The 25,132-nt window shown below is 71.7% G+C and carries 25 protein-coding genes and 1 tRNA gene; 11 read left to right on the top strand and 15 right to left on the bottom strand.

The window, feature by feature from the left end:
* Positions 1-235 precede the first annotated feature (235 nt).
* From ectA to GCG21_RS01035, 8 genes are all read left to right on the top strand, one after another.
* Positions 236-757 carry a diaminobutyrate acetyltransferase gene (gene ectA / locus GCG21_RS01070; RefSeq protein ID WP_152817427.1) on the top strand — a complete coding sequence of 174 codons (522 nt, stop codon included), beginning with the start codon at positions 236-238 and terminating at the stop codon, positions 755-757.
* Between the two features lie 89 nt (positions 758-846).
* Positions 847-2,115 carry a diaminobutyrate--2-oxoglutarate transaminase gene (gene ectB / locus GCG21_RS01065; RefSeq protein WP_370517184.1) on the top strand — a complete coding sequence of 423 codons (1,269 nt, stop codon included), beginning with the start codon at positions 847-849 and terminating at the stop codon, positions 2,113-2,115.
* Positions 2,116-2,131: 16 nt separating this feature from the next.
* Entirely contained in the window at positions 2,132-2,524 is a 393-nt protein-coding gene (locus GCG21_RS01060) for an ectoine synthase (RefSeq protein WP_152817426.1), read from the top strand.
* 105 nt (positions 2,525-2,629) lie between these two features.
* Positions 2,630-3,442 (top strand): hypothetical protein, encoded by an 813-nt coding sequence (locus tag GCG21_RS01055; RefSeq protein WP_152817425.1) that lies wholly within the window; start codon positions 2,630-2,632, stop codon positions 3,440-3,442.
* On the top strand, positions 3,439-3,957 hold the full coding sequence (locus GCG21_RS01050) for a hypothetical protein (protein ID WP_152817424.1): 519 nt from the start codon (positions 3,439-3,441) through the stop codon (positions 3,955-3,957). Before GCG21_RS01055 ends, GCG21_RS01050 begins: the two co-directional genes overlap by 4 nt.
* Entirely contained in the window at positions 3,954-6,290 is a 2,337-nt protein-coding gene (locus GCG21_RS17140; protein WP_152817423.1) for a KGGVGR-motif variant AAA ATPase, read from the top strand. The genes GCG21_RS01050 and GCG21_RS17140 overlap by 4 nt, the downstream gene beginning before the upstream one ends.
* Before the next feature lie 80 nt (positions 6,291-6,370).
* Positions 6,371-7,387 (top strand): zinc-binding dehydrogenase, encoded by a 1,017-nt coding sequence (locus GCG21_RS01040; RefSeq protein WP_152817422.1) that lies wholly within the window; start codon positions 6,371-6,373, stop codon positions 7,385-7,387.
* A gap of 54 nt (positions 7,388-7,441) precedes the next feature.
* Entirely contained in the window at positions 7,442-8,002 is a 561-nt protein-coding gene (locus tag GCG21_RS01035) for a type II toxin-antitoxin system PemK/MazF family toxin (RefSeq protein ID WP_152817421.1), read from the top strand.
* Between the two features lie 34 nt (positions 8,003-8,036).
* Here the strand turns inward: GCG21_RS01035 and GCG21_RS01030 are convergent, their stop codons facing one another.
* The 4 genes from GCG21_RS01030 to GCG21_RS01015 form a co-directional block, all read right to left on the bottom strand.
* Positions 8,037-8,657 carry a response regulator gene (locus tag GCG21_RS01030; protein WP_370517183.1) on the bottom strand — a complete coding sequence of 207 codons (621 nt, stop codon included), beginning with the start codon at positions 8,655-8,657 and terminating at the stop codon, positions 8,037-8,039.
* Positions 8,654-9,772 (bottom strand): sensor histidine kinase, encoded by a 1,119-nt coding sequence (locus GCG21_RS01025; RefSeq protein WP_194164873.1) that lies wholly within the window; start codon positions 9,770-9,772, stop codon positions 8,654-8,656. The genes GCG21_RS01030 and GCG21_RS01025 overlap by 4 nt, the downstream gene beginning before the upstream one ends.
* 72 nt (positions 9,773-9,844) lie before the next feature.
* Positions 9,845-10,588 carry an ABC transporter permease gene (locus GCG21_RS01020; protein ID WP_152817419.1) on the bottom strand — a complete coding sequence of 248 codons (744 nt, stop codon included), beginning with the start codon at positions 10,586-10,588 and terminating at the stop codon, positions 9,845-9,847.
* On the bottom strand, positions 10,585-11,568 hold the full coding sequence (locus GCG21_RS01015) for an ABC transporter ATP-binding protein (protein ID WP_152817418.1): 984 nt from the start codon (positions 11,566-11,568) through the stop codon (positions 10,585-10,587). The genes GCG21_RS01020 and GCG21_RS01015 overlap by 4 nt, the downstream gene beginning before the upstream one ends.
* 133 nt (positions 11,569-11,701) lie before the next feature.
* Here GCG21_RS01015 and GCG21_RS01010 point away from each other — a divergent pair, with 133 nt between their 5' ends.
* The gene (locus tag GCG21_RS01010; RefSeq protein WP_152817417.1) at positions 11,702-12,775 is read left to right on the top strand and encodes a winged helix DNA-binding domain-containing protein; all 1,074 of its coding nucleotides are present in this window, start codon (positions 11,702-11,704) and stop codon (positions 12,773-12,775) included.
* Between the two features lie 26 nt (positions 12,776-12,801).
* Here GCG21_RS01010 and GCG21_RS01005 read toward each other — a convergent pair whose 3' ends face one another.
* The 10 genes from GCG21_RS01005 to GCG21_RS00960 form a co-directional block, all read right to left on the bottom strand.
* Complete coding sequence (locus GCG21_RS01005; protein WP_152817416.1) at positions 12,802-15,213, bottom strand: cation-translocating P-type ATPase; 2,412 nt, start codon at positions 15,211-15,213, stop codon at positions 12,802-12,804.
* Between the two features lie 164 nt (positions 15,214-15,377).
* Positions 15,378-15,593 (bottom strand): heavy-metal-associated domain-containing protein, encoded by a 216-nt coding sequence (locus tag GCG21_RS01000; protein ID WP_152817415.1) that lies wholly within the window; start codon positions 15,591-15,593, stop codon positions 15,378-15,380.
* 56 nt (positions 15,594-15,649) lie between these two features.
* On the bottom strand, positions 15,650-15,952 hold the full coding sequence (locus tag GCG21_RS00995; RefSeq protein ID WP_152817414.1) for a metal-sensitive transcriptional regulator: 303 nt from the start codon (positions 15,950-15,952) through the stop codon (positions 15,650-15,652).
* Positions 15,953-16,058: 106 nt separating this feature from the next.
* A complete protein-coding gene (locus tag GCG21_RS00990; RefSeq protein ID WP_194164872.1) occupies positions 16,059-16,442 on the bottom strand; it encodes a PIN domain-containing protein in 384 nt (127 codons plus the stop codon).
* Positions 16,439-16,702 carry a type II toxin-antitoxin system Phd/YefM family antitoxin gene (locus GCG21_RS00985; RefSeq protein ID WP_152817412.1) on the bottom strand — a complete coding sequence of 88 codons (264 nt, stop codon included), beginning with the start codon at positions 16,700-16,702 and terminating at the stop codon, positions 16,439-16,441. Before GCG21_RS00985 ends, GCG21_RS00990 begins: the two co-directional genes overlap by 4 nt.
* A gap of 504 nt (positions 16,703-17,206) precedes the next feature.
* Positions 17,207-17,282, bottom strand: a tRNA-Ala gene (locus tag GCG21_RS00980).
* A 73-nt stretch (positions 17,283-17,355) separates the two neighbouring features.
* Positions 17,356-18,318 (bottom strand): hypothetical protein, encoded by a 963-nt coding sequence (locus GCG21_RS00975; RefSeq protein WP_152817411.1) that lies wholly within the window; start codon positions 18,316-18,318, stop codon positions 17,356-17,358.
* An 87-nt stretch (positions 18,319-18,405) separates the two neighbouring features.
* Positions 18,406-18,987 carry a GNAT family N-acetyltransferase gene (locus tag GCG21_RS00970; RefSeq protein WP_370517182.1) on the bottom strand — a complete coding sequence of 194 codons (582 nt, stop codon included), beginning with the start codon at positions 18,985-18,987 and terminating at the stop codon, positions 18,406-18,408.
* 7 nt (positions 18,988-18,994) lie between these two features.
* Positions 18,995-20,209, bottom strand: coding sequence for a gephyrin-like molybdotransferase Glp (glp, locus tag GCG21_RS00965; protein ID WP_153877326.1), 1,215 nt, complete (start codon positions 20,207-20,209; stop codon positions 18,995-18,997).
* Between the two features lie 38 nt (positions 20,210-20,247).
* Positions 20,248-21,150, bottom strand: a complete 903-nt coding sequence (locus GCG21_RS00960; RefSeq protein ID WP_152817410.1) for a UTP--glucose-1-phosphate uridylyltransferase — start codon at positions 21,148-21,150, stop codon at positions 20,248-20,250.
* 114 nt (positions 21,151-21,264) lie between these two features.
* Here GCG21_RS00960 and GCG21_RS00955 point away from each other — a divergent pair, with 114 nt between their 5' ends.
* Positions 21,265-21,897, top strand: a complete 633-nt coding sequence (locus tag GCG21_RS00955; RefSeq protein WP_152817409.1) for a 5-formyltetrahydrofolate cyclo-ligase — start codon at positions 21,265-21,267, stop codon at positions 21,895-21,897.
* A 23-nt stretch (positions 21,898-21,920) separates the two neighbouring features.
* Here GCG21_RS00955 and GCG21_RS00950 read toward each other — a convergent pair whose 3' ends face one another.
* Entirely contained in the window at positions 21,921-24,599 is a 2,679-nt protein-coding gene (locus GCG21_RS00950) for a penicillin acylase family protein (RefSeq protein ID WP_370517181.1), read from the bottom strand.
* 47 nt (positions 24,600-24,646) lie between these two features.
* Here GCG21_RS00950 and GCG21_RS00945 point away from each other — a divergent pair, with 47 nt between their 5' ends.
* Positions 24,647-25,030: an FmdB family zinc ribbon protein gene (locus tag GCG21_RS00945; protein ID WP_370517180.1), complete on the top strand. Its 384-nt coding sequence runs from the start codon at positions 24,647-24,649 to the stop codon at positions 25,028-25,030.
* Positions 25,031-25,132: the final 102 nt, after the last annotated feature.

Below are 25,132 nucleotides of genomic sequence, written 5' to 3'. Positions count from 1 at the left end.
CCGTCCACCGCTTTCGCCGTGACCGACATCACCCTGTGACACATCTCGGTCACGAATCGATAACGATGGCAGCGGCCGTCTCGAGGGCTCCCCTCGATGCGGACTTTACGTTGACGGCCCGCGGCAGATCGCAGGTCGCCCCGAGCGGGCCCACCGGGTCAAGCGGGGGCAAAATGAGTCAATTCCGGCTTTTCCGCCCTTGACGTGGCCGCTCTACTCGTTAGGTTGGAACGCGATGCCTGACATAAGCGCAGACCCCGTTACCGATCCCGATCCGACCGTTCCGAGTCCCCCCGAATTCCGCTCCCCCACCCTCGCCGACGGCAGTCCCATGTGGCGCCTGGCGCGGGACACCGGCGTGCTGGATCTCAATTCCTCCTACGCCTACCTGCTGTGGTGCCGGGACTTCGCACAGACCTCCGTCGTGGCCGTGATCGACGGTGCATTCGCGGGGTTCATCACCGGGTACCTCCGTCCCGACGCCCCGGGCACCCTGATGATCTGGCAGGTCGCCACCGACGCCCGCTTCCGTGGTCGCGGGCTGGCGAAGGGAATGCTCGATCACCTGGTCGAGGCCACCCGGCCGGACCGGCTCGAGACCACGATCACCGCGGACAACACGGCCTCGATCTCGCTGTTCACCGGGTTCGCGGACCGTCGCGGAGCCACCTGCTCGCGCACCGCGCTCTTCACCCCGGAGCACTACCCGGACTCCCACGAGACCGAGTACCTCTTCGAGATCGGACCGCTCTCCTGAGACCGGTCGATGCGGCGATCCCGCCCGTCGACTCACAGCTCCACCAGACAGTTCACTTCGGCACCCCGCCGAGAGGAAAGGACACACCCGTGACGACCGACGTCTTCGACACCCTGGAATCCGAGGTTCGAGGCTACCCGCGCAATTGGCCTGCGACCTTCGTCGCCGCCTCCGGCTGCCGGCAGCGCGCCGAGGACGGCACCGAGTACCTGGACTTCTTCTCGGGCGCCGGCGCGCTCAACTACGGCCACAACAACCCCACCCTGCTCGCACCGCTGCTCGAGTACCTGCAGTCCGGGGCCGTCGTCCACTCGCTCGACATGAAGACCCCCGCGAAGCGGACCTTCCTCGAGACGTTCGACCGGCTCATCCTGTCCCCCCGTGGGCTCGACTACAAGGTCATGTTCCCCGGGCCCACGGGCACGAACGCGGTCGAGGCCGCGCTCAAGCTCGCCCGCAAGGTGACCGGGCGCGAGCACGTGCTCTCGTTCACGAACGCATTCCACGGGATGACCCTCGGCTCGCTCGCGATCACCGGCAACGGCATGAAGCGCAAGGGCGCCGGCATCCCGCTGAGCCACAGCTCGACCATCCCCTACGACGACTACCTGGACGGCGAGACCCCCGACTTCCTGTGGCTCGACCGTGTGCTCGGCGACTCCGGCTCCGGCGTGGACAAGCCGGCCGCGATCATCGTCGAGACGGTCCAGGGTGAGGGCGGGCTGCGCGCCGCCCGGCCCGAGTGGCTGCGCGGCCTGGCCGAGCTCTGCAAGCGTCACGACGTGCTGCTCATCGTCGACGACATCCAGGCCGGCTGCGGCCGCACGGGCACCTTCTTCTCCTTCGAGGAGGCCGGCATCGTCCCGGACATCGTCACCGTGTCGAAGTCGATCTCCGGCTACGGCCTGCCGATGGCGCTGACGATGTTCCGTCGCGAGCTGGACGTGTGGGAGCCGGGCGAGCACAACGGCACCTTCCGCGGCAATGCTCCGGCGTTCGTCACGGCGACGGCGGCCCTGGAGACGTATTGGGCCGACGACGACTTCCAGAACGAGGTGGCCGGCGTCATCGCCGCGTTCCACGCCCGGCTCGAGGAGATCGCCGTGCAGAGCGGCGGCTACGTGCGTGGTCGCGGGCTGCTCGCGGGCATCATGTTCAGCGACCCCACGGCCGCCAAGAAGATCGCCGCCGCGTGCTACAGCGGCGGGCTTATGGTGGAGACCTCCGGGCCGGAGGACGAGGTGGTCAAGCTCATGCCGCCGCTGACGATCGGCCTGGCCGACCTGACCGCTGGGCTCGACATCTTCGCCGAGGCGGTCGCCAGCGTCGTCCGCACGCCCGAACTAGCCGCCGTCTGAGCCCGAGGAACCCATCATGATCGTCACCAACATCGAAGACTTCGACGAGACCGACCGCGACATCGTCACCGAGAACTGGCGCAGCCGCCGGATGATCCTCGCCCGGGAGAAGGTCGGCTTCTCCCTGCACGAGACGACCATCTTCGCCGGCACCACCTCGACGTTCCACTATCAGAACCACGTCGAGGCCGTGTACTGCGTCGGCGGCTCGGGCCGGATCACGAACCTCGAGACCGGTGAGGTGCACGAGCTGCGCGACGGCAGCCTCTACCTGCTCAACGGGCACGAGAAGCACACGCTCCAGGCCGACGAGGAGATGCGGATGGTCTGCGTGTTCAACCCGCCCGTGACCGGCCGGGAGGTGCACGACGAGAACGGGGTCTACCCGCTCGTCGTCGAGACCGACTGACTGCGGGACGACCGACGACGTGGGGAGTCGCTGCCGAGCCCGGCAGCGACTCCCCACGTCGTTGTGCCATCGGGAATGTCGGTGGGGCCGGGATAGGCTCTGTTCATGGATGTCGAGGCGTGCACCGAGCGGAATGCGCCACGCTGGCGCGAGCGCGCCGACGAGGTGTGCGAGCGGAGCACCGCCCACTCCGATTTCCGCGATGTCGCACGCACGAGCCTCATCGGCACGAACGTCGATGCGCGCAAGCTGCTCCGCTTCCGTGGCCTCGAGCCCCCGACCATCGTCAGCACATTCGACGTACGCGCGGCGGAGGTCGGCGAGACGCAGGCGGAGCGGCTGACCTACGGCAATTCCTGGGGAGAGCGGCGAGCGGCCTTCGAGCGCGGCATCGGCGTGTACACGCGGGCGGTCTACGGGACGCTGGATATTCCCGACTGCCCCGGCGACGACCGCTATGGACCGTTTCGGCTCTCGTATCCGGCCCTCGACGGGGACGAGCCGATCGTCGTGCCGCACAACAGCGCTGCCGAATACGGTCATGGGGGTCGTTTCCACGCGGCTCGGTTGAGCGAGGATGTGGCCGGCTGGGACTCACGCGCCGACGTGGCCGTCGCGCGCCTCGCCGCCCGGATTCCCTCATCCCCACGGCCCCGATGGCCGATGCTTCTGTCCGAGGGAGACGAGAACCACGACCTCGTCGAACTCGTCTGCCGGGCCGGCCAGCGACCGATGAGCGATGTCGCGGAGATCCGGGTCGCGCGCCGATACAAGGACGACGTGCTCCGATCAGCCCTGCGCGGACTCGGCTCGGAGGACGCCACGGACATCGAGGACTCCGCCCTGCTGCTCGCGGAGCTTCGACACGAACAGGAATCGGGTCGACTCCGCCTGACGATCCTCGAGGAGGTCACATGAGCAAGGTCCTCGTCGCCGCCGCCCGGTACGGGGAGGTGTATATCTCCCGGGATGCCGACGGCACCTACCGGCGCCACACCCCCTACCGTCCGGGCGCCCCGATCGAAATCGGCATCGCAGAGGTCGAATGGGCCATCGGTGAGCACGGTCTCGACCGGATCGATCGGGAGTTCGACACCTGGGCGGCACTCGAGGCAGCGGTCCAGGCACGTATTCCCACGACGCGCGTTCTTCCGACCGACATTCCGCTCAGCCGCGGACTCGCGCGTGATCTGCTTCCCCTCCTGCGGGAAGAGCTGGCACGTCCGACCCAGAACCTCGACGTCACCCGCGTGATCTCACGCCTACTCGACCATGACACCGTGGCGGCGGACCCGGCGCTGGTGAAGGAGCTCGCGGAACTCCTGCGCCAGGCGGCCCGCCCGCCGAGGCAGCCCGTGACACTGCGGCCGAACCGTCCCGAGCAGCCGCACCGGCTCGATCGAAGTCGCGGATTCTTCGGGATGGCGGCGTGAAGCGGATTGCGTTCTACAGCTATAAGGGCGGCACTGGGCGCACCCTGGCCCTTGCCAACGTCGCGGCGTTCTGTGCGATCGCGGGCAAGAAGGTCGTGGTCATCGACATGGACCTCGAGGCCCCGGGTGCGTTGTACAAGTTCGGCGTCGATCCCGCCGCCACCACTTGCAGCGGTCTCGTGGGCTGGCTCCTCGACACCGCCCTGGGCGACGAGGAGCCGGACTCGCTGGACGGCTACCTCCTCGAACCGGACCTCGCCCCGAACGTCGGCATCGTCGATCAGGGTGGTTCGCTCTGGCTCATGCCCGCAGGCGATCTCTCCTCTCCCAACTACTTCGGTCAGCTCCAGCGGCTCAACTTCGACGCCCGGGTGGACGACGGCTCGGCCGTCGATCTCATGGGGCGTCTTCTCGACCGCATCGAACAAGACCTCGAGCCCGATCTCGTGTTCATCGACGCTCGCACGGGGATCACCAACAGCAACTCGCTCGTGCTCTCCGAGTTGGCGGACGAGGTGTATGCGCTCTACCTCGACCTGCCCGAACAGCGCGATGGCACCCGCATGGTCTTTCGGTCCCTCGCTCCGCTCGCTCGCGAGGGCCGCCCCACTCTCAACGTCGTGCTCTCCCGGGTTCCGCTCGACGGTGAGCACCGGGGCGCCGGCTGGACCAGCACTGAACGTGACGAAGCGCGAGCCCGAGAGGCCGAACGGTTCCTGCTGGCGCCGGCCAACCCCGCCGAATTCAGCATCGATGCGGTGCGTATGTTCCAACTCCACCATCGGCCCGCGCTCATCGAGGACGAACACCTCGTCTTGATGCGCCTGGCCGAGCCCGGCGTGGCGGAGTCCGCGCTCGCCTGGGACTATATGGGGATCGCCCGCGCGATCCTCGACGACGAGAACGCGATCATCCGGGCCACCGCGGGAATGGGCCAGGCCCGCATGCCGGCGGCGACGCGGGCTCTTCTCAGCGGAGATACGGGTCCGGTCGCCGGGCCCGGCTCGCGCGGTGCGAGCATCACCCCTGCGAATACTCGACTGAACGAGCCCCTCCATGTCCGGGTCGATCGGCAGAGACTGCTGGCCGATTCGGATCCCGCGGAGCAACCGCGTCTTTCGCGCCTACTCACGGAGTTGTCCCTCACCCAGTCCCAGGTCGGGGAGCACCGTGCCGCCGTGGACTCGGCGATCGAAGCAGTGGAGCGCTACGAACAGTTCGCAGACTCCGACCCGAAACGGTATTTGCCCGAACTTGCAGACGCATACGCAACCGCGGCTGACTCACTCGCCGCAGTGGGCGATCACCCCGCGGCGCTCAAGATGAGCGAGCGCGCGGTCGGACTCCACGCGGAGTTGGCCGATCACCTACCTGATGCCTATCTACCCATTCTCGCCAAGGCCTTCAACAACTACGCCATCGACCTCGCACACGCCGGTCGACACATGGAGGCTCTACGGCCTGCCGAGAGCGCCGTGCGGATCCGTGAACGATTGGCGCAGGACTATCCGGACCTCTACCTCGCCGGCCTTGCCACGTCGCTGAGCAATCTTTCGAACAGGCTCCGCGCCGTCGGTCGCGAGGAGGAGGCACTCCACCTCGCCGCACGCGCAGTCGACACCTTCGAGAGAGTCCTACCCACGACCCCGGATGAGCCGAATCCAAGCCTCGCACTCGCCTTGACCAACTACTCCGTCCAACTCTTCCGAGCTGGACACGACACGGAGGCGCTCGATGTCACGCGACGCTCGATCGACGTATTCGACCAGTTGACGAAGCGCTACCCGACGATCTTCCTGCCCGAGCTCAGTGCCGCGTTGAACAACCTCGCCCATATCCTGCTTCAGACCGGGGCCGTCGACGAAGCACTCGCGCCCGCTCGACGATCACTCGAGATCCGCACCCAGCTCGTGCAAGAGAACGAGATGGCCAATCTGCCCGGTCTGGCCCTCACGCTCAATACATACGCCACAGCTCTTGACCGCCTCGGGCACGTATCGGATGCGCGGGCGGCCGCACAGCGGTCGGTTGCGATCCGCGAGGAACTGGCCAGTGCCAACCCTGCAGCCAATTTGCCGGCTCTGGCCTCGTCGCTCGATACGTACGCTCGGGTACTCACGCGGTCCGGCGACCCGGAGTCCGCGCTCCCCGTCGCTCGGCGCGCCGCCGATATATCCCGGCAGCTGACTCGCGCGAATCGAACCCTTCATGGACACGACTTCGCGCACAGGCTCACGACCCTCGCCGACCTCTTGGAGAGCCGCGGGAACACCGAGGATGCCGACCGCGTCCGCGCGGAGCGGCAGGAACTGCTGACACCCGAAGAGGACTGAGCGCCCGTCCACCTCGCGCCGTCGGCCACCGAGTGGTGTCATGGAAGGCACGAGTCGCCGGCGCGGGAGGAGTGGTCGAGATGCGCGCAGTCGTCATGCACGCCCCGGGGGACGTACGCGTGGTGGACCGGCCCGATCCGCGGCTCCGCGAGCCGACGGACGCGATCATCCGGGTGGTGGCCACGTGCGTGTGCGGTTCGGATCTGTGGCCCTACCGGGGCGACCGGGAGGTGCGCGACCAGCCCATGGGCCACGAGTACGTCGGGGTGGTCGAGGAGATCGGCCCACAGGTGCGCACGGTCGTACCGGGTGAGTTCGTCGTGGGCTCGTTCATCGCCTCGGACAACACGTGCGAGATCTGCACGGCCGGCTACCAGTCCCGGTGCGTCCACTTCGTGGGCATGGGCGGCATCGGCACCCAGGCGGAGCGGGCCCGCATCCCCTGGGCCGACGGCACGCTCGTGGCCACTCCCGAGTACCCGGACGACGACCTCCTCGCCTCGCTGCTCGCCGCCTCGGACGTGCTCGGCACCGGCTGGTTCGCCGCCGTGGCGGCGGAGGCGGGACCGGGAAGGTCCGTCGCGGTCGTCGGCGACGGCGCGGTCGGCCTGCTCGCCGCGCTCGCGGCCCGGCGACTCGGGGCGGAGCAGGTCATCGCGATGTCCCGGCACGCCGACCGCCGGCGGCTTGCGCTCGAGTTCGGCGCCACCGAGATCGTGACCGAACGGGCCGAGGACGGCGCCGCCCGGGTTCGTGAGCTGACCGGTGGGCTCGGCGCCCATTCGGTGATCGAGGCGGTCGGCACCGCGGAGTCGATGCAGCAGGCGATCGGATCGGCCCGCCCCGGCGGCCATGTCGGCTTCGTCGGGCTCCCACACGGCGACGTGCCCGGCCCGGAGCTGTTCCAGTCCGCCGTGCACCTGCACGGCTGCCCGGCACCCGTGCGCCGCTTCCTGCCGGAGCTCATCGACCTCATCTGGCGGCGGCGGATCGACCCCGGCCGGGTCTTCGACCTGACCCTGCCGCTGGAACAGGCGGCCGACGCCTACCGCGCGATGGACGAGCGCCGGTCGATCAAGGCCATGCTCATCCCCTGACGGCTGCTGTCGGAACGCTCGCGGCCCGGAACTCTCGGCCGATAGGGTGCCGACATGAAGCCCGGAGAGAGGATGTGGCGCAGGGTCGGCCGGGCCCTCGCCCGGACCCTTCGCGCCACGCGCCGGGAGCCGCGCGCGTCCAACCGGAGCGCCACCGGCCATGCGGGGGGCGGGGTACCGGCCCCGACCGCGAGCCCGGCCCGGGAGTACACCGTGCCGGCCTCCGGCCTGCCCCCGCTGCGGCACGACGCCCACGCCGACGGCGAGGCCGATCCGGGCGAGGTCGTCTGGGCGTGGGTGCCGTACGAGGAGGATGCGACCGTCGGCAAGGACCGGCCGGTGCTCGTCGTCTCCCGGCTGCCGGGGGGCCTCCTCGGGCTCCAGCTCACCTCCCGCGACCACTCGCGCACCCGCGCGGCCGATACGAGCAACGGGCGCTACTGGATGGACGTCGGCTCCGGCGACTGGGACGCCCGCCGACGCGATTCCGAGGTCCGCCTCGACCGACTGCTGTTCCTGCCCACCGGCTCGATCCGGCGGGAGGGGGCCGCGCTCGACCGCGGGGTCTTCCTACGCGTGGCCGCGGGCGTGCGGGCGCTGCACGCACGGGCGTGAGCGGGAGAGGGCTCGAATGCGCGCCCGGGAGGCGTCAGGGCGGCAGCCAGCCCTGCTCGGAGGCGATCGCGGCGGCATCGGCCCGGTTGCGCGCCCCGGTCTTGCCGATCGCGGCCGAGAGGTGATTGCGCACGGTGCCCGGGGAGAGCCTCACCTCCGCGGCGATCTCGCTGATCGTTCCCCCCTTGCGTGCGACGAGGAGCACGTCGGTCTCCCGCACCGTCAACGGTGACCGGCCCGAGGCGAGCGATTCGGCTGCGAGCACCGGGTCGACGACCCGCAGTCCCGCGGCCACCCGGCGCACGGCGTCGGCCAGCTCGCTCGCCGGGGTGTCCTTGACGATGAACCCGGAGGCGCCCGCCTCGAGCGCCCGGCGCAGGTACCCCGGCCGGCCGAAGGTCGTGACGATAAGGCTCCGGCAGCCGGGCAGGCGCCGCCGCAGCAGCGCGGCCGCCGCGATCCCGTCGAGCCCCGGCATCTCGACGTCGAGCAGCGCGACCTCGGCGCCACTGCGCGCCGCGGCCCCGAGCACCTCGTCTCCCCGGCCGACCTGCGCCACGACCTCGAGATCCGACTCGAGGCCGAGGAGGGTCGCGAGGGCGCCGCGGACCATGGCCTGGTCGTCGGCCAGGAGCAGCCGGATCGCCCCGGTCACGGCGCGCCGCCCGTGACCGTCAGGAGGGTGCCGCCGTGATCGCGTTCGGCGACGCTGAGCACGGCGCCGGATCGCTGAGCGCGCGCGGCGAGTCCGGCGAGTCCGCTGCCGCGGCCGCCCGATCCGGCGTCGAGGGACGCCCCGCCGCGGCCGTCGTCCACGATCGTGATCGAGCGCGGTTCGAGCTCGACCCAGCAGTTCCTCGCCCGGGCGTGGCGGATCACGTTCGTCACGCTCTCCCGCAACGCCCAGGCGAACAGCTCCCGCAGGTCGGGATCGACGCCGCCGGTCGAGTCGGGTAGGTGCGGGGTGGCGCCGGCCGCGCTCAGTGCCGCGTGCGCGGCCGACAGCTCGGTGGCCAGGTTCACCTCGCGATAGCCGGTGACCGCGGCCCGCAGGTCGACGAGGGCGGCCCGGGTCGTCCGCTCGATGTCGTCGAGCTCGGCCACGGCCCGCGCCGGATCGGAGGGCACGAGCCGCCGGGCCAGCTCGGACTTGACCGTCACCACGGTGAGCGAATGTCCGAGCAGGTCGTGGATGTCGCGGGCGAGGCGCTCCCGTTCGTCGGCCACCGCGAGCCGGGCGATCTCGCCCTGGGCCGCGCGCAGCCCCCGCACGGCCTGGATCTGCAGAGAGAACGCGAACATCATGATGCCGATCGAGGTGGTCAACGCGACGATGAACCATTCCGAGCCGAGATCCCCGGCGAGCCAGAGCACGACGGCCTGCGCGAGGGCCACGACCGCGATGACCGCGAGGAGGAATCGACGCGGCTGCCAGGTCATGGCGGCGATCACGGGCAGATAGATCCACAGCCACACGGTGTCGCTTCCCATGAGCGGGAACGCCAGGCACGTGAGCGCGAAGAAGCCGGCGAGCGCCGCCACCACGATCGGCCGACCCCGGCTCCACAGCAGCGGCGGCAGCACCACGTACGCCGCGCCGAGGGCGAGCATGAGCGCCGTGGTCAGGTACGGGTCGAGCGCGAAGTCCGGCCGGACCCACGCGGCCGTGATGGGCACGGCCAGGTACGCCAGGCCCCAGAACGAGCCCAGGAACCATTTGCGGGCGCCACCGCCGGCGAGCCGCTCACGGGGCCGGCGCCACGTGCTCATGCCCTCCAGCCTACGTCGATCGCTCGGTCGGGTCATCGTGGGCACGGCGCGGCCCCGCCGCGGTCGTCATCCTCAGCTCCGCGCCGCGTCGCGCTGGTAGCGCCACACGATGACGGTGCCGATCACGAGGGTCCAGGCGGTGAGCACGAGGGCCGGTGTGAGCACGTCGCCGCTCAGGTGCGCGCCCATCTGGCCGAGCCGGTTGAGCCAATAGGAGGGCACGACCTGGGCCGCCTCGGACATCCAGGCGGGGAAGATCTGCAACGGCACCCACAGCCCGCCCAGCAGCGACAGCCCCATGAACACGGCCATGAACAGCGGCTGGGCGAACTCCGGCTTGGCGAACTGGCCGATGAGCAGGCCGATGAGCGCGAACGGCAGCACCCCGAACCAGATGCCGAGACCGGTGGCGAGCCACGCCGCCGTTCCCAGGTCCGGCCGGAACACCACCGCCGCCACCGCGATGACCACGACGATCGCCACGAGTGCCAGCAGCATCGCGGTGACCACCTTGGACACCAGGTAGCCCGTGCCGCTGAGCGGGGTGATGCGCAGCTGCCGGTTCCAGCCCAGGGAACGCTCGTTGACGATGTTGAACGACTGCGACAGCGCGGCGATCATCGCGCCGTAGGCGGCCATCTGGATCGTGGTGACGACGATCCACGGGAGGTGGGTGACGTCGTCCATACTCCCGCCGGCGCCGAAGGTGCCGCCGAACGCGAAGAGCATGACGAGCGGCACGGCGAGGGTGAACAGCAGGGTGCGGGTGTTCTTGAGTTGACGCAGCGACTCGAGACGCACATACGTGAGGCTCATGAGCGGGCTCCGATCGGTTCGGTGGTCGCGTCGGCCCGAGCGGGGTCGGCAGGGTTCTCGGGGGTGGCAGGATCGTCGGGGGATGCGGCGGTGAGGGCGAGGAAGGCGTCGTCCATGCTGTGGGAGGCGACCTCGATGTCGTGGGCGTCCGGGTGCTCGGCGAGGAGCCGGCGCAGCGCGGCGTCCGGGGCACCGCTGACGAGGGTGACGTACTCGCCGCGGTTCTCGACGCTGCGGACCCCCGGCAGGGCCGCGAGCTCGGCGCCGAGCGCCGGCGTCCACGGCCGCCCGAGGGCGAGGCGGATCCGCCGGCCGGACACGATCGACTTGACCTCGCCCGGGCTGCCGTCGGCGACGACGCGTCCGGCGGCGAGCATGATGATCCGATCGGCGTAGGCGTCGGCCTCGTCGAGGTAATGGGTGGCGAAGACGACCGTGCGCCCGGCGGCGGTGAACTCGGCCATCGACTGCCAGAACACGCGCCGCGCCTCGACGTCCATCGCGGCGGTCGGTTCGTCGAGCAGGAGCAGGTCCGGGTTGGACACGACGGCGACCGCGAACCGGGCCCGCTGCATCTGCCCGCCGGAGAGCTTGCTCACCCGCTGGTTCGCGATCTCGGTGCAGCGGGCGCGCTCCAGCGCCTCGGCGATGCTCAGCGGGTGCCGGTGCACGCTCGCCACGAGGGCCACGGACTGGGCCACGGTCGTCGTGGGCAGCAGCGCCCCGCCCTGGAGCATCGCGCCGACCCGGCCGGCGGCGATCGCCTCCCGCGGGGTCGCGCCGTAGAGCTCCGCGGTGCCCGCCGTCGGCCGGGCGAGTCCGAGGGCGAGGTCGATCGTGGTCGACTTGCCGGCGCCGTTCGGGCCGAGGAGGGCGACGACCTCACCGGGTGCGATGGTCAGGTCGACGGCGTCGACGGCGGTGATCCGCCCGTAGGTCTTGGTCAGTTCCGTGAGCCGGATGGCTGGTGGTGTGGTCATGCATCCAGGGTTCTCCGCGGGGCGGGCGGCCGGGTAGCGCGGCTGTCACAGCGGGGCCGTGACGTTTGTCAGGGGCGCATGGACGACGCGGCTCGCCTCGCGCGCGGACGCCGCGCCCGATTAGGGTGAGTCGATGGTGCTCGACCTGACCCCCGGGCAGGCCCGGCGGCTGCGCGCGCAGACCCAGCTTCTCGGCGGCAGCGCCCTGGGCCCGGCCGAGGTGGTGGCGCGCGGGGTCGCGCTCCAGGGGCAGGACCTGCCGGCCGTGCTGCGCGCCGTCGCGCTGCGCTCCCGGCCCGGCACGAGCCTCGACGACGTGCGCGATGCGGTCGATGCGGGGCTGCTCGTGCGCTCGTGGCCGATGCGCAGCACGCTCTTCCTGACGACGCCGGCACACCTGCGCGTGCTCCTCGCCGCCACCGGCGAGCGGATCGTGCGGGCGACGGCCCTGCGGCGCCGGCACCTCGGGCTCGACGATCGGATGCTCGCACGGGCCGGCGAGGTGGCGCGGGCGGCGCTGGCCCAGGCGCCACGGACCCGGGCGGAGCTGCTCGCCGAGTGGGAGGCGGCCGGGATCGCGACCGCCGCGGGCCGCGGCTACCACCTGCTCATGCACCTGGCGGTGACCGGCCTGCTGCACTGGGGCCGCTTCGACGCGGGGCGCACGCAGCAGTTGGTCGAGGCGTCGGCGGGTACCGGGGGCACGGCGGACGCGGAGGACTCCGACCACACCGCGGCGATGGTCGCGATCGTGCGCTCGTTCATCGCCTCCCGGGCGCCGGTGAGCCTGGAGGATCTGGCGTGGTGGACCAAGCTGCCCAAGGCGCTGCTGCGCGGGTACGCGGCGCGGCTCGAGGATCTGGTCGAGGTGACGGTGGCGGGCCGGCCCGCCTACCTGCTCGAGGAGCTGCTGCCGAACACGCCCCCACCCCGCACGGGTGTGCGGCTCGTGCCGGGCTTCGACGAGTGGCTGCTCGGCTACTCGGACCGCTCGCTCGTGGCCACGCCCGCCGCGCTCGAGGCGGTCGTCCCGGGCGGCAACGGCGTGTTCCGGCCGGCGATCCTCCTCGACGGCGTCGTGGTGGGCACGTGGCTGCCGGCGCGCCCGCCGGCCCGCCCCGGCCCGGAGATCCACCTGGTGGGGGACGTGACGGCGGCGACCGCCCGCGCGATCGACCGGGCGATCGCGCGGTGGCCGCACGACTGACTCACGCCCGCTGACTCACGCCCGCGTCAGGAGCGGACCGCCCGAGGCGAGCGGGCGTCGTCCATGATCGGGCCATCGGACGGGCCGGACTGAGCGGGCGGAGCGGAGTTCGCGGCCTTGAACGTGCGCAGCCGCAGGCTGTTCGACACGACGAACACGGAGGAGAACGCCATCGCCGCACCGGCGAGCATGGGGTTGAGGAGGCCGGTGGCCGCGACCGGGATGAGCGCGACGTTGTAGGCGAACGCCCAGAACAGGTTGCCGCGGATCGTACCGAGGGTGCGGCGGGAGAGTCGGATCGCGTCGGGCGCGGCGCGCAGGTCGCCGCGCACGAGGGTGAGGTCGGAGGCCTCGATCGCCACGTCGGTGCCGGTGCCCATCGACAGCCCGAGGTCGGCCTGGGCGAGGGCGGCGGCGTCGTTCACGCCGTCGCCGACCATCGCGACCCGCCTGCCGCCGGCCTGGAGGCGCTGGATGTGGGCGACCTTGTCGGCGGGCAGGACGCCGGCGATGACGTGCTCGGGGTCGATGCCGACCTCGGCCGCGACGGATCGGGCCACGGCGGCGTGGTCGCCGGTGAGCAGGATCGGGGTGAGGCCGAGCTCCCGGAGCTGCGTGATGGCCTCGGCGGAGGTGGGCTTGATCGCGTCGGCGACGACGAGCACGCCGCGGGCCCGCCCGTCCCAGCCGACCGCGACCGCGGTGCGGCCCCGCTCGGTGGCGCCCGCCATCGCAGCCTCGAGCACGGGCGGCAGCGGCTGGGACCACTCGGCCAGCAGGCTCGGGCGGCCGACGACGACCGCGTGGCTCGCCGCATCGTCCCGGCCCCCCGTCACGGTGCCCGGCACGATGCCCTGCACGATGCCCTGCACGCCGAGGCCCTCGATGCTCGCGAAGTCCTCGACCTCCGGGAGGTCGCCGACTTCCGCTGCGGCGCCCGTGGCGATCGCCTGGGCGATCGGGTGTTCGCTGGCGTGCTCGAGGGCCCCGGCGAGGCGCAGCACCTGCGCGCGGTCCTCGCCGTCGGCGGTGACCACGTCGAGCAGGCTCATCCGGCCGCTCGTCACGGTGCCGGTCTTGTCGAGCACGATGGTGTCGATCCGGCGGGTGGTCTCGAGCACCTCGGGGCCCTTGATGAGGATGCCGAGCTGGGCGCCGCGGCCGGTGCCGACCATGAGCGCGGTCGGCGTCGCGAGGCCGAGCGCGCACGGGCAGGCGACGATGAGCACCGCGACCGCGGCGGTGAACGCGGCGGCGAGGGAGTCGCCGGCGCCGGCCCAGAAGCCGAAGGTCGCCACGGCGAGGGCGATGACGATCGGCACGAAGACGCCCGAGATGCTGTCGGCCAGGCGCTGGGCCCGGGCCTTGCCGGTCTGCGCCTGCTCGACCATCCGGGCCATCTGCGCGAGCTGGGTGTCGGCGCCGACCCGCCTCGCCTCGATCACGAGCCGGCCCCCGGCGTTGACGGTCGCGCCGACCACGTCGTCGCCGGGGCCGACCTCGACGGGCACGGATTCGCCGGTGACCATCGAGGCGTCGACCGCCGAGGATCCCTCGACGATCCGGCCGTCGGTGGCGATCTTCTCGCCCGGGCGCACGACGAACCGGTCCCCCACGGCGAGGTCGCCGATGGGGATCCGCTGCTCCCGGCCGCCCCGGAGCACCGCGACGTCCTTGGCCCCGAGCTCGAGCAGCGCGCGCAGCGCCGCCCCGGAGGTGCGCTTGGCCCTGGCCTCGAAGTAGCGGCCGAGCAGGATGAAGGTGACGACGCCGGCGCCGACCTCGAGGTAGATGTTGCCTGCGCCGTCGGTGCGGGAGATCGTCAGCTCGAAGGCGTGGGTCATGCCGGGCATGCCGGCCGTGCCGAGGAAGAGCGCATAGAGCGACCACAGCAGGGCGGCGAGCGTGCCCATGGAGACGAGCGTGTCCATCGTGGCGGTCCCCTGCCGGAGGTTCTTCCACGCCGCCCGGTGGAACGGGTAGCCCGCCCACACGATGACCGGGGCCGCGAGGGTGAGGGAGAGCCACTGCCAGTAGGTGAACTGCAGCGCGGGCACCATCGCCATCGCGATCACGGGCACCGAGAGCACCGCCGAGACGATCACCCGGTCGCGCAGGGCGCGCACCGGGCCGTCCTCCGCGGCCGGGTCGTCGTCGGCCGCACCGCTGTCGCCGCCGCGCCGGCCGATCGACGCCGGTTGGGGCAGGGCCGCGCTGTAGCCGGCCTGCTCGACGGTGTCGAGCAGGAGCGCGGTGCCGATACCCTCGCCGTAGGTGACCGTCGCCTTCTCGGTCGCGTAGTTGACCGTGGCGGTGACCCCGTCGATCTTGTTGAGCTTGCGTTCGATCCGGTTCGCGCACGAGGCACACGTCATGCCCGCGATCGCGAGTTCGACCTCGCCGCCGGGCTCCTCGGCCGCCGGGGGCATGCTGCTCATGGTTCTTCCTTTCGTGCGGACGTCCGTAGTCGGGCCGTGTGGGGACTACCCGATAGGTCCCACCGCGCTGCCGATGCCGTAGGCCCCGGCCAACACCACGGCGAGGATCGCGAGGTAGGCGGTGAGCCGCGCCCGGGCGCTCAGCCCTCGCGCGCTTCGTGCCATCAGGTGGCGTCGGCCAGCTGGTAGCCGGCCTCCTCGACCGCCGCCCGGACGGCCGCGGCCTTGAGCGGCGCGTCGCTGGTGACGGTCATCCGGCCGGACTCCAGCTCGACCCGGACGTCGCTCACGCCGGCGATCTCGCCGACCTCCTCGGTCACCGACGACACGCAGTGGCCGCAGGTCATGCCGGTGACCGCGTAGGTGCTGCTCGTGCTCATGGTGGTGCTCCTTGCGTGGGGATTGTCTACTTGATCGAAGTCGGATCCGGGGGCGATCAGGACCGAACGAGGCGGGCGATCGCGTCCGAGGCCTCCTTGACCTTCGCCTCGGCCTCGGGACCGCCCTTCGCGGCCGCCTCGACCACGCAGTGACTCAGGTGCTCCTCGAGCAGGCCGAGGGAGACGGCGCGCAGGGCCTTGGTCATCGCCGAGACCTGGGTGAGGATGTCGATGCAGTACTGCTCCTCCTCGACCATGCGCTGGAGGCCGCGGGCCTGGCCCTCGATCCGGCGCAGGCGCGTGAGGTAGGCCTCCTTGTGGCCGATATAGCCGTGATGTGCGTGCTGCTCGACAGTCATGTGTGATTCACCTTCGCTCAGGCGTGCCCGGAACTTCGATCCCTACTATACCCCCGTAGGGTATCAAGTCGGCAAGCCCCGCGGACCGAACGAGTGTCCGCCGGCGTCAGCCTGAAACGACGGTGACGAGACCCTCGAGGCCGGCGAAGTCGTCGGCGTTGCGGGTGAGCACGACTGCGCCGTGCGCGGCGGCGGTCGCCGCGATCATCAGATCGATCGCCCGCCCTCGAACCAGGCGACCACTCGCGAGGACGAGACCGCAGGCCGTCTCGTAGGCGTCCGCCGCTGCATCGTCGAAGGGGATGCCCGCACCGAGAATGGCCCGCAGGCGAGCCATGCGAGTCTCACGGCGTGCCCGTTCGATCGGGTTCGCGACCGCGCGGACCCCAAAGCCGAGCTCGGCCCACGACAACGACGAGACGGCCACCTGGTAGTCGCGATGCGAGAGCGCTTCGGCGACGAGCAGATTCGTGTCGAGAATCGCCTTCACCGGGCGCCCTGCCAGGGGTCGGACACGTCGACGACACTGCGTTCGGTCGCGATCTCCCGGGCCCACGAGTCGTCCGCACCGAGCTCGCGCAGGACGGAGTCGATCTCCTCACCACACACCCAGCGCGGCTGCCGCCGAGGCGCGATCTCGGCGATCGGCTCGCCATGATCGGTCACCATGTAGGTGGCGCCGGCCTTGACCTCACGAAGCATGCGTGTTGGATTCTGCCGCAACTCGCCGATACTGATCGTCTTGGGCATGGAGACCTCCTGAGTAGACAATATGCTACCCGGTCGGGCCGCATATCTCCGTTCGGATCGTCTCCGGTGGCTCCTCCGGCGCACCGATGTGTCGTGTCGCCCCGCCACTCATCGGCACCCATGGAGCGCAGGACGCGGTTGCGCGACGCGAGGATGCCCGCGGCTTCGCGCACCGACTCCGCGCGCTCTCGCAGCAACCCGTCGCCTAGGGAGAGCTGCCGGTAGCCGACCACCATGTCGATGTGTTCCCCTCGCTGCGGATGCACGTCGATCAGATGATCTCCACCTGACAGGCGAGACCGGGCGCCCGGGCGAGTCTTCGGTCGACGCTGATGCGGCCGCTCCGTTCGTGCCGACGAAGCACGTTGCCCACCTCGGCGTCGATCAGATGCGGGGCATGCCGACGCATTCCCGGCAGCCGCTGCCGGAGCGTGCATGCCGCCTCCGCCAAGGATCGAACCCCGGCCAACGGAGACGTTGACCGGGGTTCGAGCCTTGTGCGAATGGTGGAGCTAGGGGGATTCGAACCCCCGACCTTCTCATTGCGAACGAGACGCGCTACCAACTGCGCCATAGCCCCAAGGCGTGCACCAGCTTAGCACCCGCAGCGGGTCACTCCGTGCCAGGCGGCCGGTGCGCGGCTATGAGCCGCCTCACCCCACGGCCCGGCGGCGGGCGAGGATCTCCTGCACGTTGAGACTCGAGCCGGTCGCCGCCTCCGGCTCCGCCGCGGATTCCGCCTCGGCGAGCGCGGCCTCCCGCTCGGCGCGGGCGCCGGCGAGCTGTGCGGCGGTGAGGGCCTCGACCTGCACGGCGGGCATGAACTCGGTCTCCGCATCGCTCGGGGCGGCCTGCGCCGCGCCGGCGTCGTCCACGAGCACGGCGGAGACGGATCGGCGCGGGGCCGCCTTCTTGAGCGTGTACGCCGGCGGCGGCACGGGCACCGGCGTCCAGGACGCGGACTCCCCGCTCGCTGCGGCGTCGGTTCCGGCCACGACGGTGCGCTCGGCGGGCTCGGGCGCGACCCGGGCCGGGTCCACGTCGACGCGCAGGTTCGGCGCGGCGGCGCGAACCGCCGCGGACACGGACTGCCGCTCGGCGATACGGACGGCGTCCGCGAGCCGGGCGTCGGCCGACCGCCCGGCCGCGGCAGCGCGTCGTCCCAACTCGACGACGCCCACGGTCACGGCGGTGGGCACGATCGCGGCCCAGACCGACACGGGGGTCGCCCCGGCGAGCACCCACAGGCCCACGGTGAGCAGCCCGAGCGCCGCGGTCAGCAGCAGTCGGCGGCGCGCGGCGGCGGCGCGGCGGCTCGCGGCGGCGGCCCGGGCGGCACGCGCGGCCGCCACCCGACGGGCGTCGGCGGCGATGAGCTTGTAGGCCACGGGGGGTTCCATGGGTGCCTCCGTCTTCCGGTGCAACTGGGTGCGGGTCTGGTGAACGATGGGTGGGGCGGCCGCCTCCCCCGCCCGGGCCACGATTCGCAGGTCGGCCGAGAATCGGTCGTCGCCACGGGCGTCGCGGGCGACCTGCGCCGTGCGGATGAGCGTCGGCAGGAGATACGCGAAGAACAGCATGAGGATCGCGAGGAGGATGAAGCCGTCGAAACCCACGCCTTGACCGTAGAGTGCGCCGTGGTCGGTTGGCGCGATCCCGCGCGGCGTGTCGCCGCCCGCCTCGTGGTTCCCGGTCGAACGGCGTCAGGACGGCGGCTCGTGCGTCAGCCGTGCCAGCACCCCGTGCGGGGCCTCCTCCGCCGTGAGCGCGAAGGTGCGGTGGTCGCGCCAGTCGCCCTGGATGTGCAGGTATCGGCGCCGGATGCCCTCGTCGCGGAAGCCGAGCTTGGCCACGACCCGCAGGCTCGCGGCGTTCTCGGGGCGGATGTTGATCTCGACCCGGTGCAGGGCGAGGGTGAAGAAGGCGTAGTCGCACACGAGCGCGACCGCCCGCGGCGCCACGCCGTGGCCGGCGTGGGCGTGGCCGACCCAGTAGCCGATCGTGGCGGACTGGAGCGAGGCGCGGGCCACCTGGCTCAGCGTCACGTGCCCGATCATCGCCCGGCCGGCGGTGATCGCCCACCCGAAGCTCTCCCCGCGCCGGGTGGCGGCGGCCTGCGCGCGCACGTACTCGGCGAACGTGGGCAGCGTGGCGCCGGGGTCGGGGTTGCTCGCCTCCCACGGGCGCAGCCAGTCGGCGTTGATCCGGCGCAGCTCGTCCCATTCGGCCCGGTCCCGCCGGCCGAGCGGGCGCAGCCTCAGTCCGGCGCCGGCGATCTCGATCACGCGGGCCTCAGGAGTCCAGGAGGAGGCAGTTGAGCTCGGTGCCGGCGGCGACGTTCTGCATGTCCTGGGGAACCACGACGAGCGCGTTCCCGCGGGCCAGCGCGGACAGGGCGGGGCTCGTGGGGGCGGCTGCCGGGGTGGCCCGATACCCGTCCGCGGGTGATCCCACGATCGTCGCCGGCACGAATTCGCGCCGGTCCCACGGCGACTGCCACCCGGTGGTCACGCGCGCGCGCACGGTCGGCCGGTAGAGCTCCCGCTTGCCGGCCATCGCGAGCAGCGCGGGGCGCACGAACACCTCGAAGCCGATCTGGGCCGCCACCGGATCCCCGGGCAGACACAGGATCGGGGTGCCCTCCCCGACGGTGCCCACGCCGTACTGTCGGCCGGGGGTGATCCCGACGTTGTCGAACCGCACGGTGCCCAGCGGGCTGAGCACCTCCTTGACCGTGTCGTTCGCGCCGAAGCTCAGGCCGCCGGTGGTGAGGATGAGATCGGCGCGCACGAGCTGATCCTCGAGCACCTCCCGCAGCTCGGCCCGCTCGTCCGGCACGGCGGCGACCCGGAAGGTGGAACCGCCGGCGTCCTGGACTCCGGTCGCGAGCGCGTGCCCGTTCGCGTCGAACACCTGCCCCTCACCCGCGAGCCGTCCGGGCTCCACGAGCTCGTCGCCCACGGAGATGATGACCACGCGTGGGCGGGGATGCACCCCGACCCGCTGCCGCCCGAGGGCCCCGAGCAGGGCGATGTGGCGAGATCCGATCCGCACGCCGGCGGCGAGGGCGATCTCGCCGGAGCGCAGGTCCTCCCCCTGGCGGCGCACGTTCGCGCCGGGACGGACGGCCGCGAACACCCGCACCGACGCGTCACCCCGGTCGGTGTCGGTCAGGGCGACCACGGCGTCCGCCTCGCGGGGCATCGGCGCACCCGAGGCGATCCGCACGCCCGTCATGGGCACGAGCGCCCCGGCCGAGACGGAACCGGCGCGCAGGTCGTCGAGCACCCGCAGGGTCACCTCCCGGTCGGGACCGGCGCCTTCGACGTCGTGGCTGCGCACGGCGTATCCGTCGAGCGCGGCGAGATCGCGGGCGGGCAGATCCGCCGGCGCGGCGACGTCCTCAGCGAGCACGCAGCCGGAGGCGTCGTGGAGCACCACGTCGAGCGGCGGGAGCGGACCCACGAGATCGAGCACTGCGGCCAGGTGTTCGGAGACCTCTTTCACGTCGCCAACCTACCCGGTCCGCGGGGCCGGGCCACGCCTCATTCGGCGAGGTGTTCGGCGAGCCACTCCCGCAGCGGCGGGCCGAGGTCGGGCCGCTCGAGGGCGAGCTGGACGACGGCCTTGAGGTAGTCGAGCCGGTCGCCCGTGTCGTACCGCTTTCCGGAGAACACGACGCCGTGGACGCCGCCGCCCTCCGAGGCCGGCATGCCCGCGAGGGTGGCGAGGGCGTCGGTCAGCTGGATCTCCCCGCCGTGCCCCGGGGCGGTGCGGTCGAGCACGTCGAAGACGGCCGGGTGGAGCACGTAGCGCCCGATCGCGGCGAGGGTCGAGGGCGCCTCCTCGGGCGCCGGCTTCTCCACCAGGCCCGTCACCCGATGCACCGGGAACGTCGTTCCGGGAACCAGGTCGGCCGGTTCCACCACCGCGCTGCCGTAGAGGGAGATCTGTTCGCGCGGCACCTCCATGAGGGCGATGACCGAGCCGCCGAGGTGCTCCTGGGTGGCGATCATGTCGGGCAGCAGCGGATTCGCCGAGTCGATCAGGTCGTCGCCGAGCTGCACGGCGAAGGCCTCCCCCCCGACGTGCTCGCGGGCCCGCCCGACCGCGTGGCCGAGCCCGAGCGGGGCCCCCTGGCGCACGAAGTGCACGTCGGCGAGCTCGGTGGAGCGGCGCACGCGGGCGATCCGATCCGCGTCGCCCTTCGCCTCGAGCGCGGCGGTGAGTTCGGCGACGTCGTCGAAGTGATCCTCGATCGCACCCTTGTTGCGGCCGGTGATCATGAGCACGTCCGTCAGACCGGCGGCCACCGCCTCCTCCACCACGTACTGGATGGCGGGGGTGTCGACCACCGGGAGCATCTCCTTGGGAACCGCCTTGGTGGCCGGCAGGAATCGGGTGCCCAGGCCCGCCACGGGGATGACGACCTTACGTATCTGGCTCATACCCGCCGAGCCTACCGGCCGGACTTCGTTCGAGTTCGGCGGTGAGCGAAATGTTCGTGCACAGCCCCGGCGCGGGAGTGGCCTACGAGCCCGCCGTGGGGCAGAGTTGGAGGCATGTGGACGCCCCAAGGCTCGGTTGTCATCGGTGACGACATCGAGATCGAAGACGCCAAGTCGCTCATCCGTTCCGAGATCCGTCAGCACCGCGGGGAGCGCAGCCCCCGCGAGCGCTCCAGCGCCGGGGAGGCGATCGCCGCCCACGTCGCCGAGCTGCTCACGCGACTCGGCCCGATCGGGACCGTCGCCGCATTCGCGGCCCGCCCCTCCGAACCGGACACCGGCCCGGTGTTCGACCTCCTCCACGAGGCCGGAGTGCAGGTGATGCTGCCGATGCTCGGACCGGGGCTGAGCCGCGACTGGGCGTTCTACCGGCGGGGCGACACCCTGGGCGAGCAGGCCCCCGGGCGCCCGCCCGCGCCGTCCGGGCCCGGCCTGGGCGAGACCGCGATCAGCCGCGCCGACCTCGTGCTCGCCCCCGCCCTCTCGGTCGACGCCCGCGGCGCGCGCCTCGGGCAGGGCGGCGGCTGGTACGACCGGGCGCTGCGCTACGTGCGTCCGGGGGTGCGCGTGTACGCCGTGCTCTTCGACGACGAGCTGAGCGAGCCCGAACTGCCCACGGCCGAGCACGACCGGCCCGTCGACGGCGTCATCACCCCCGCGGGAGTGCACGAACTCGGCGACGACTGACCCGGCCCGCCCCGGCGGCGGGGCTACTCGGCTCCCGGCGGGAGCAGGGTCATCGTGCGGTCCCCGCTCGCCTCGACGGCCGCGCGGCTCCACGCCCAGTCGAACGTGGAGCCCTCGGCCCACGCGGAGAACTGGTCGTCGTAGTTGTCGGAGAACGGATGGCCGGAGTTGCCGGTGAGGTTGACCCACGTGGCCGCATCCAGGTCCGACATGTCCACGACCATCCGCATCGACGGCACGGTCGTCACCCCGAAGGTGGGGAAGTCGTCGTCCCAGTCGGCGGCGTCCCAGCCGTTCGCGTCCACGATCGCCGAGCCGCCCCCGACCGGGATCGGGCTGGGGTTGACCAGGGCCCGCACGACGCCCGGGACGCCCTCGCCGCCGAGCACGGCGTGTTCGGGCGCGGCCTGGTGCAGCTGGCCCCACTCCCATCCGTTCGGGTTCTTGCCGAGGAGCACGGTGAGCTGGTTGCGGGCGTCGACGAGCGCCCGCGTGAGGATCTCGTCCCGGGTCTCGACCACGTTGAGGGTGGCCCGGTCGTCCCACCACGGGCTCGTCTCGTTCTCCAGCAGCCCGCGCACGGCCTCGAGCCAGCGTCCGCCGCCGGAGGGCCGCTCGGATTCGGGCACCTGATCCCAGAAGGTGAGCTTGAGCAGGTTCGACCACACGGCGGAGAAGTAGGCGGCCGCGGCGGAGTCGGGGGTGTTGCGCCGGTCCCAGTCCGTGAACAGGTCCTGGGCCTCGCGGATGAACGGGTCGCTCAGGTACACGCTCGTCAGGGAGGGCAGGAGCATCTCCGCGAACGGGTTCGCGACGTCGAGCTGGATGTCGTTCATGTCCCCGACCGTGAACTTCTCGCCGGAGTCGATCTGGGCGGTGATCCGGTCGCGGATCTGCTGGGAGCGGTACCCGTAGGCGGCGTCGAGGGTCATGAACGGCGCGACCCCGGGGGCCTGGACCATCTGGTTGGCCGTGACGACGAATCCCTCGGCGGGGTTGAGCAGGCTCGGCATCTCCTCGGGCGGCACGAAGCCGGTCCAGTCGTAGCGCGAGTCCCAGCCCGGCCGGGGCCAGCGTCCGTCCGAGGGCACGGGCGCGCCTGGGACGGCGGCCCGCACGGGCACCTTTCCGGGCGCCTGGTAGCCGATGTCCCCGCTGGTCGTGGCGAAGACGATGTTCTGCGAGGGCACCTCGAACAGGGTGGCGGCGTGGGCGATGTCCTCGGCGTCGGTGGCCGTGGCGAACGCGAACAGCGCGTCCCCGGTGCGGCCGGGGGTGAGCGCGGTCCATTCCAGGGCCACCGCGTAGCCGCCGAGGCCCGACGCCGGCGGATCCTCGAGCGGGGTGTCGCCCGCCTGCCGCGCGTCGGTCATGACGTCGGAGATGATCGGGCCGTGCACCGTCGAGCGCACGGTGAGGGAGACGTCGTCCCCGCCGTTGACCTTGACGGTCTCGTGCCGCTCGACGAGGGGCTCGCGCTCGCCGTCCCGAAGGTAGGTGCCGTCGGGGAAGGTGCGCTCGAGGAACAGGTCGGCCGAATCGGGCCCGAGGTTCGTGAATCCCCAGGCGAGGTCGGCGTTGTGGCCGATGACGACGGCGGGCAGCCCCGCGAACGTGAAGCCCGAGACCTCGTAGGGGCAGTCCGGGCCGACGACGCGGCAGTGCAGCCCCAGCTGATACCAGATCCCGGGCTGGGAGATCCCCAGGTGCGGGTCGTTCGCGAGGATGGGCGCGCCGGAGGCCGTGTATTCGCCGGCGACCACCCACGAGTTCGAGCCGATCCCGTCACCCTCTCCGAGGGGATGAGGGACGGCGCCCAGCGCGTCGGCCACGGCCGCGAGCGCTTCGGTGGGGGTCACCTCGGGCGACGACGCGGCGTCGCCGCGATCGATGCCGGCATCGGGTGCCGGGGTCTGCGGCCGCTCCGAGGCCTCCGCGGCGAGGAACTCCTCGTGCGCGGCGAGGAGGTCGGGGGTCGTGACGATCGGCAGGTTCCGGGCGGTCGGGTAGGCGGGGAAGACCGCCTCGACCATGTCCATTCCCGTCTCCTCGCCGTAGGCCTGCGCGAGATCGCCGTAGATCGCGGCCCGGCCGAGCTCGTCGTCGAAGTTGGCGAGCAGGTCCCAGGCCATCGCCTTGAGCCAGGCGAGGGAGTCGATCGGATCCCAGGGGGCGACGTCGCCGACCTCGACCTCGAAGCCGAGCACGGTGTACTCCAGGCCCAGTTCGCTCGGGCTGCGATCGGAGATATAGGAGTTGACGCCGTCGGCGTAGGCCTGCAGGTGCTGGCGGGAGGACTGGTCCAGCAGCGGCCACTCGGCCTCGGCCACGCGGCGCCAGCCCATCGTGCGGATCACCTGGTCGGCGGCGAGCGCCGACTCGTTCTCGCCCACGAGTTCGCTCAGCCTCCCGGCGGTGAGGTGGCGGCGATAGTCCATCTCGAAGAAGCGGTCCTGGGCGTGCACGTAGCCCTGGGCGAAGAAGAGGTCGTGCGAGGAGTCGGCGTAGATCTGCGGGATGCCCAGCTCGTCGCGGATCACCTCGACCGAGGAGTCGAGCCCGGAGAGGCGGAACTCGCCCGATTGGGCCGGCAGCGGCTTGCGAAGCGCCGAGACCACGGTGATCGCGCCGACCACGAGAACGACGGCGAGAACCGCCGCGGTCGCCACCAGCACACGCCGCACCATATTGCTCTGCTTCACACCCGTCAGGGTATCGGTTCGGGGAAAACGCCGTAGAATCAACACTCGTGCCCACCTATTCTTATGCGTGCTCCGACTGCGGCCACGCTTTCGACATCTACCAGTCGTTCACCGACGATGCGCTGACCACCTGCCCCACCTGCCAGGGCACGCTGCGCAAGAAGTTCAACAGCGTCGGCGTCGTGTTCAAGGGATCCGGCTTCTACCGCAACGACTCCCGTGCCGATTCGAAGACCGGCTCGCGCGGCGCGGCCGGCTCCACCTCCGCGAGCGGGTCGAACGGGACCAGCACGACCAGCGGATCGAACGGGACGAGCGGGTCGAACGGGACGAGCGGGTCGAACGGGTCCGCCGCGGCGAGCACGAGCGCCCCGAGCAGCACGTCGGCGAGCGGGTCCTCCTCGGCGGCCTCGGGGTCGACCGGCGCGTAGCCGCCCTCCCCAACCGGCCCCGCCGTCCCCAAGCAGCCCCGCCGTCCCCAAGCCGCCCCGTCGTCCACAGGGCGGCCGTGGACCAAGGCCCCCGCGGCGTGG

The sequence above is a fragment of the Pseudactinotalea sp. HY160 genome (genome assembly GCF_009372055.1).
In the GTDB taxonomy this organism is placed as follows: Bacteria; Actinomycetota; Actinomycetes; order Actinomycetales; family Beutenbergiaceae; genus HY158.
This window is presented reverse-complemented; position numbering and strand designations above follow the sequence as displayed.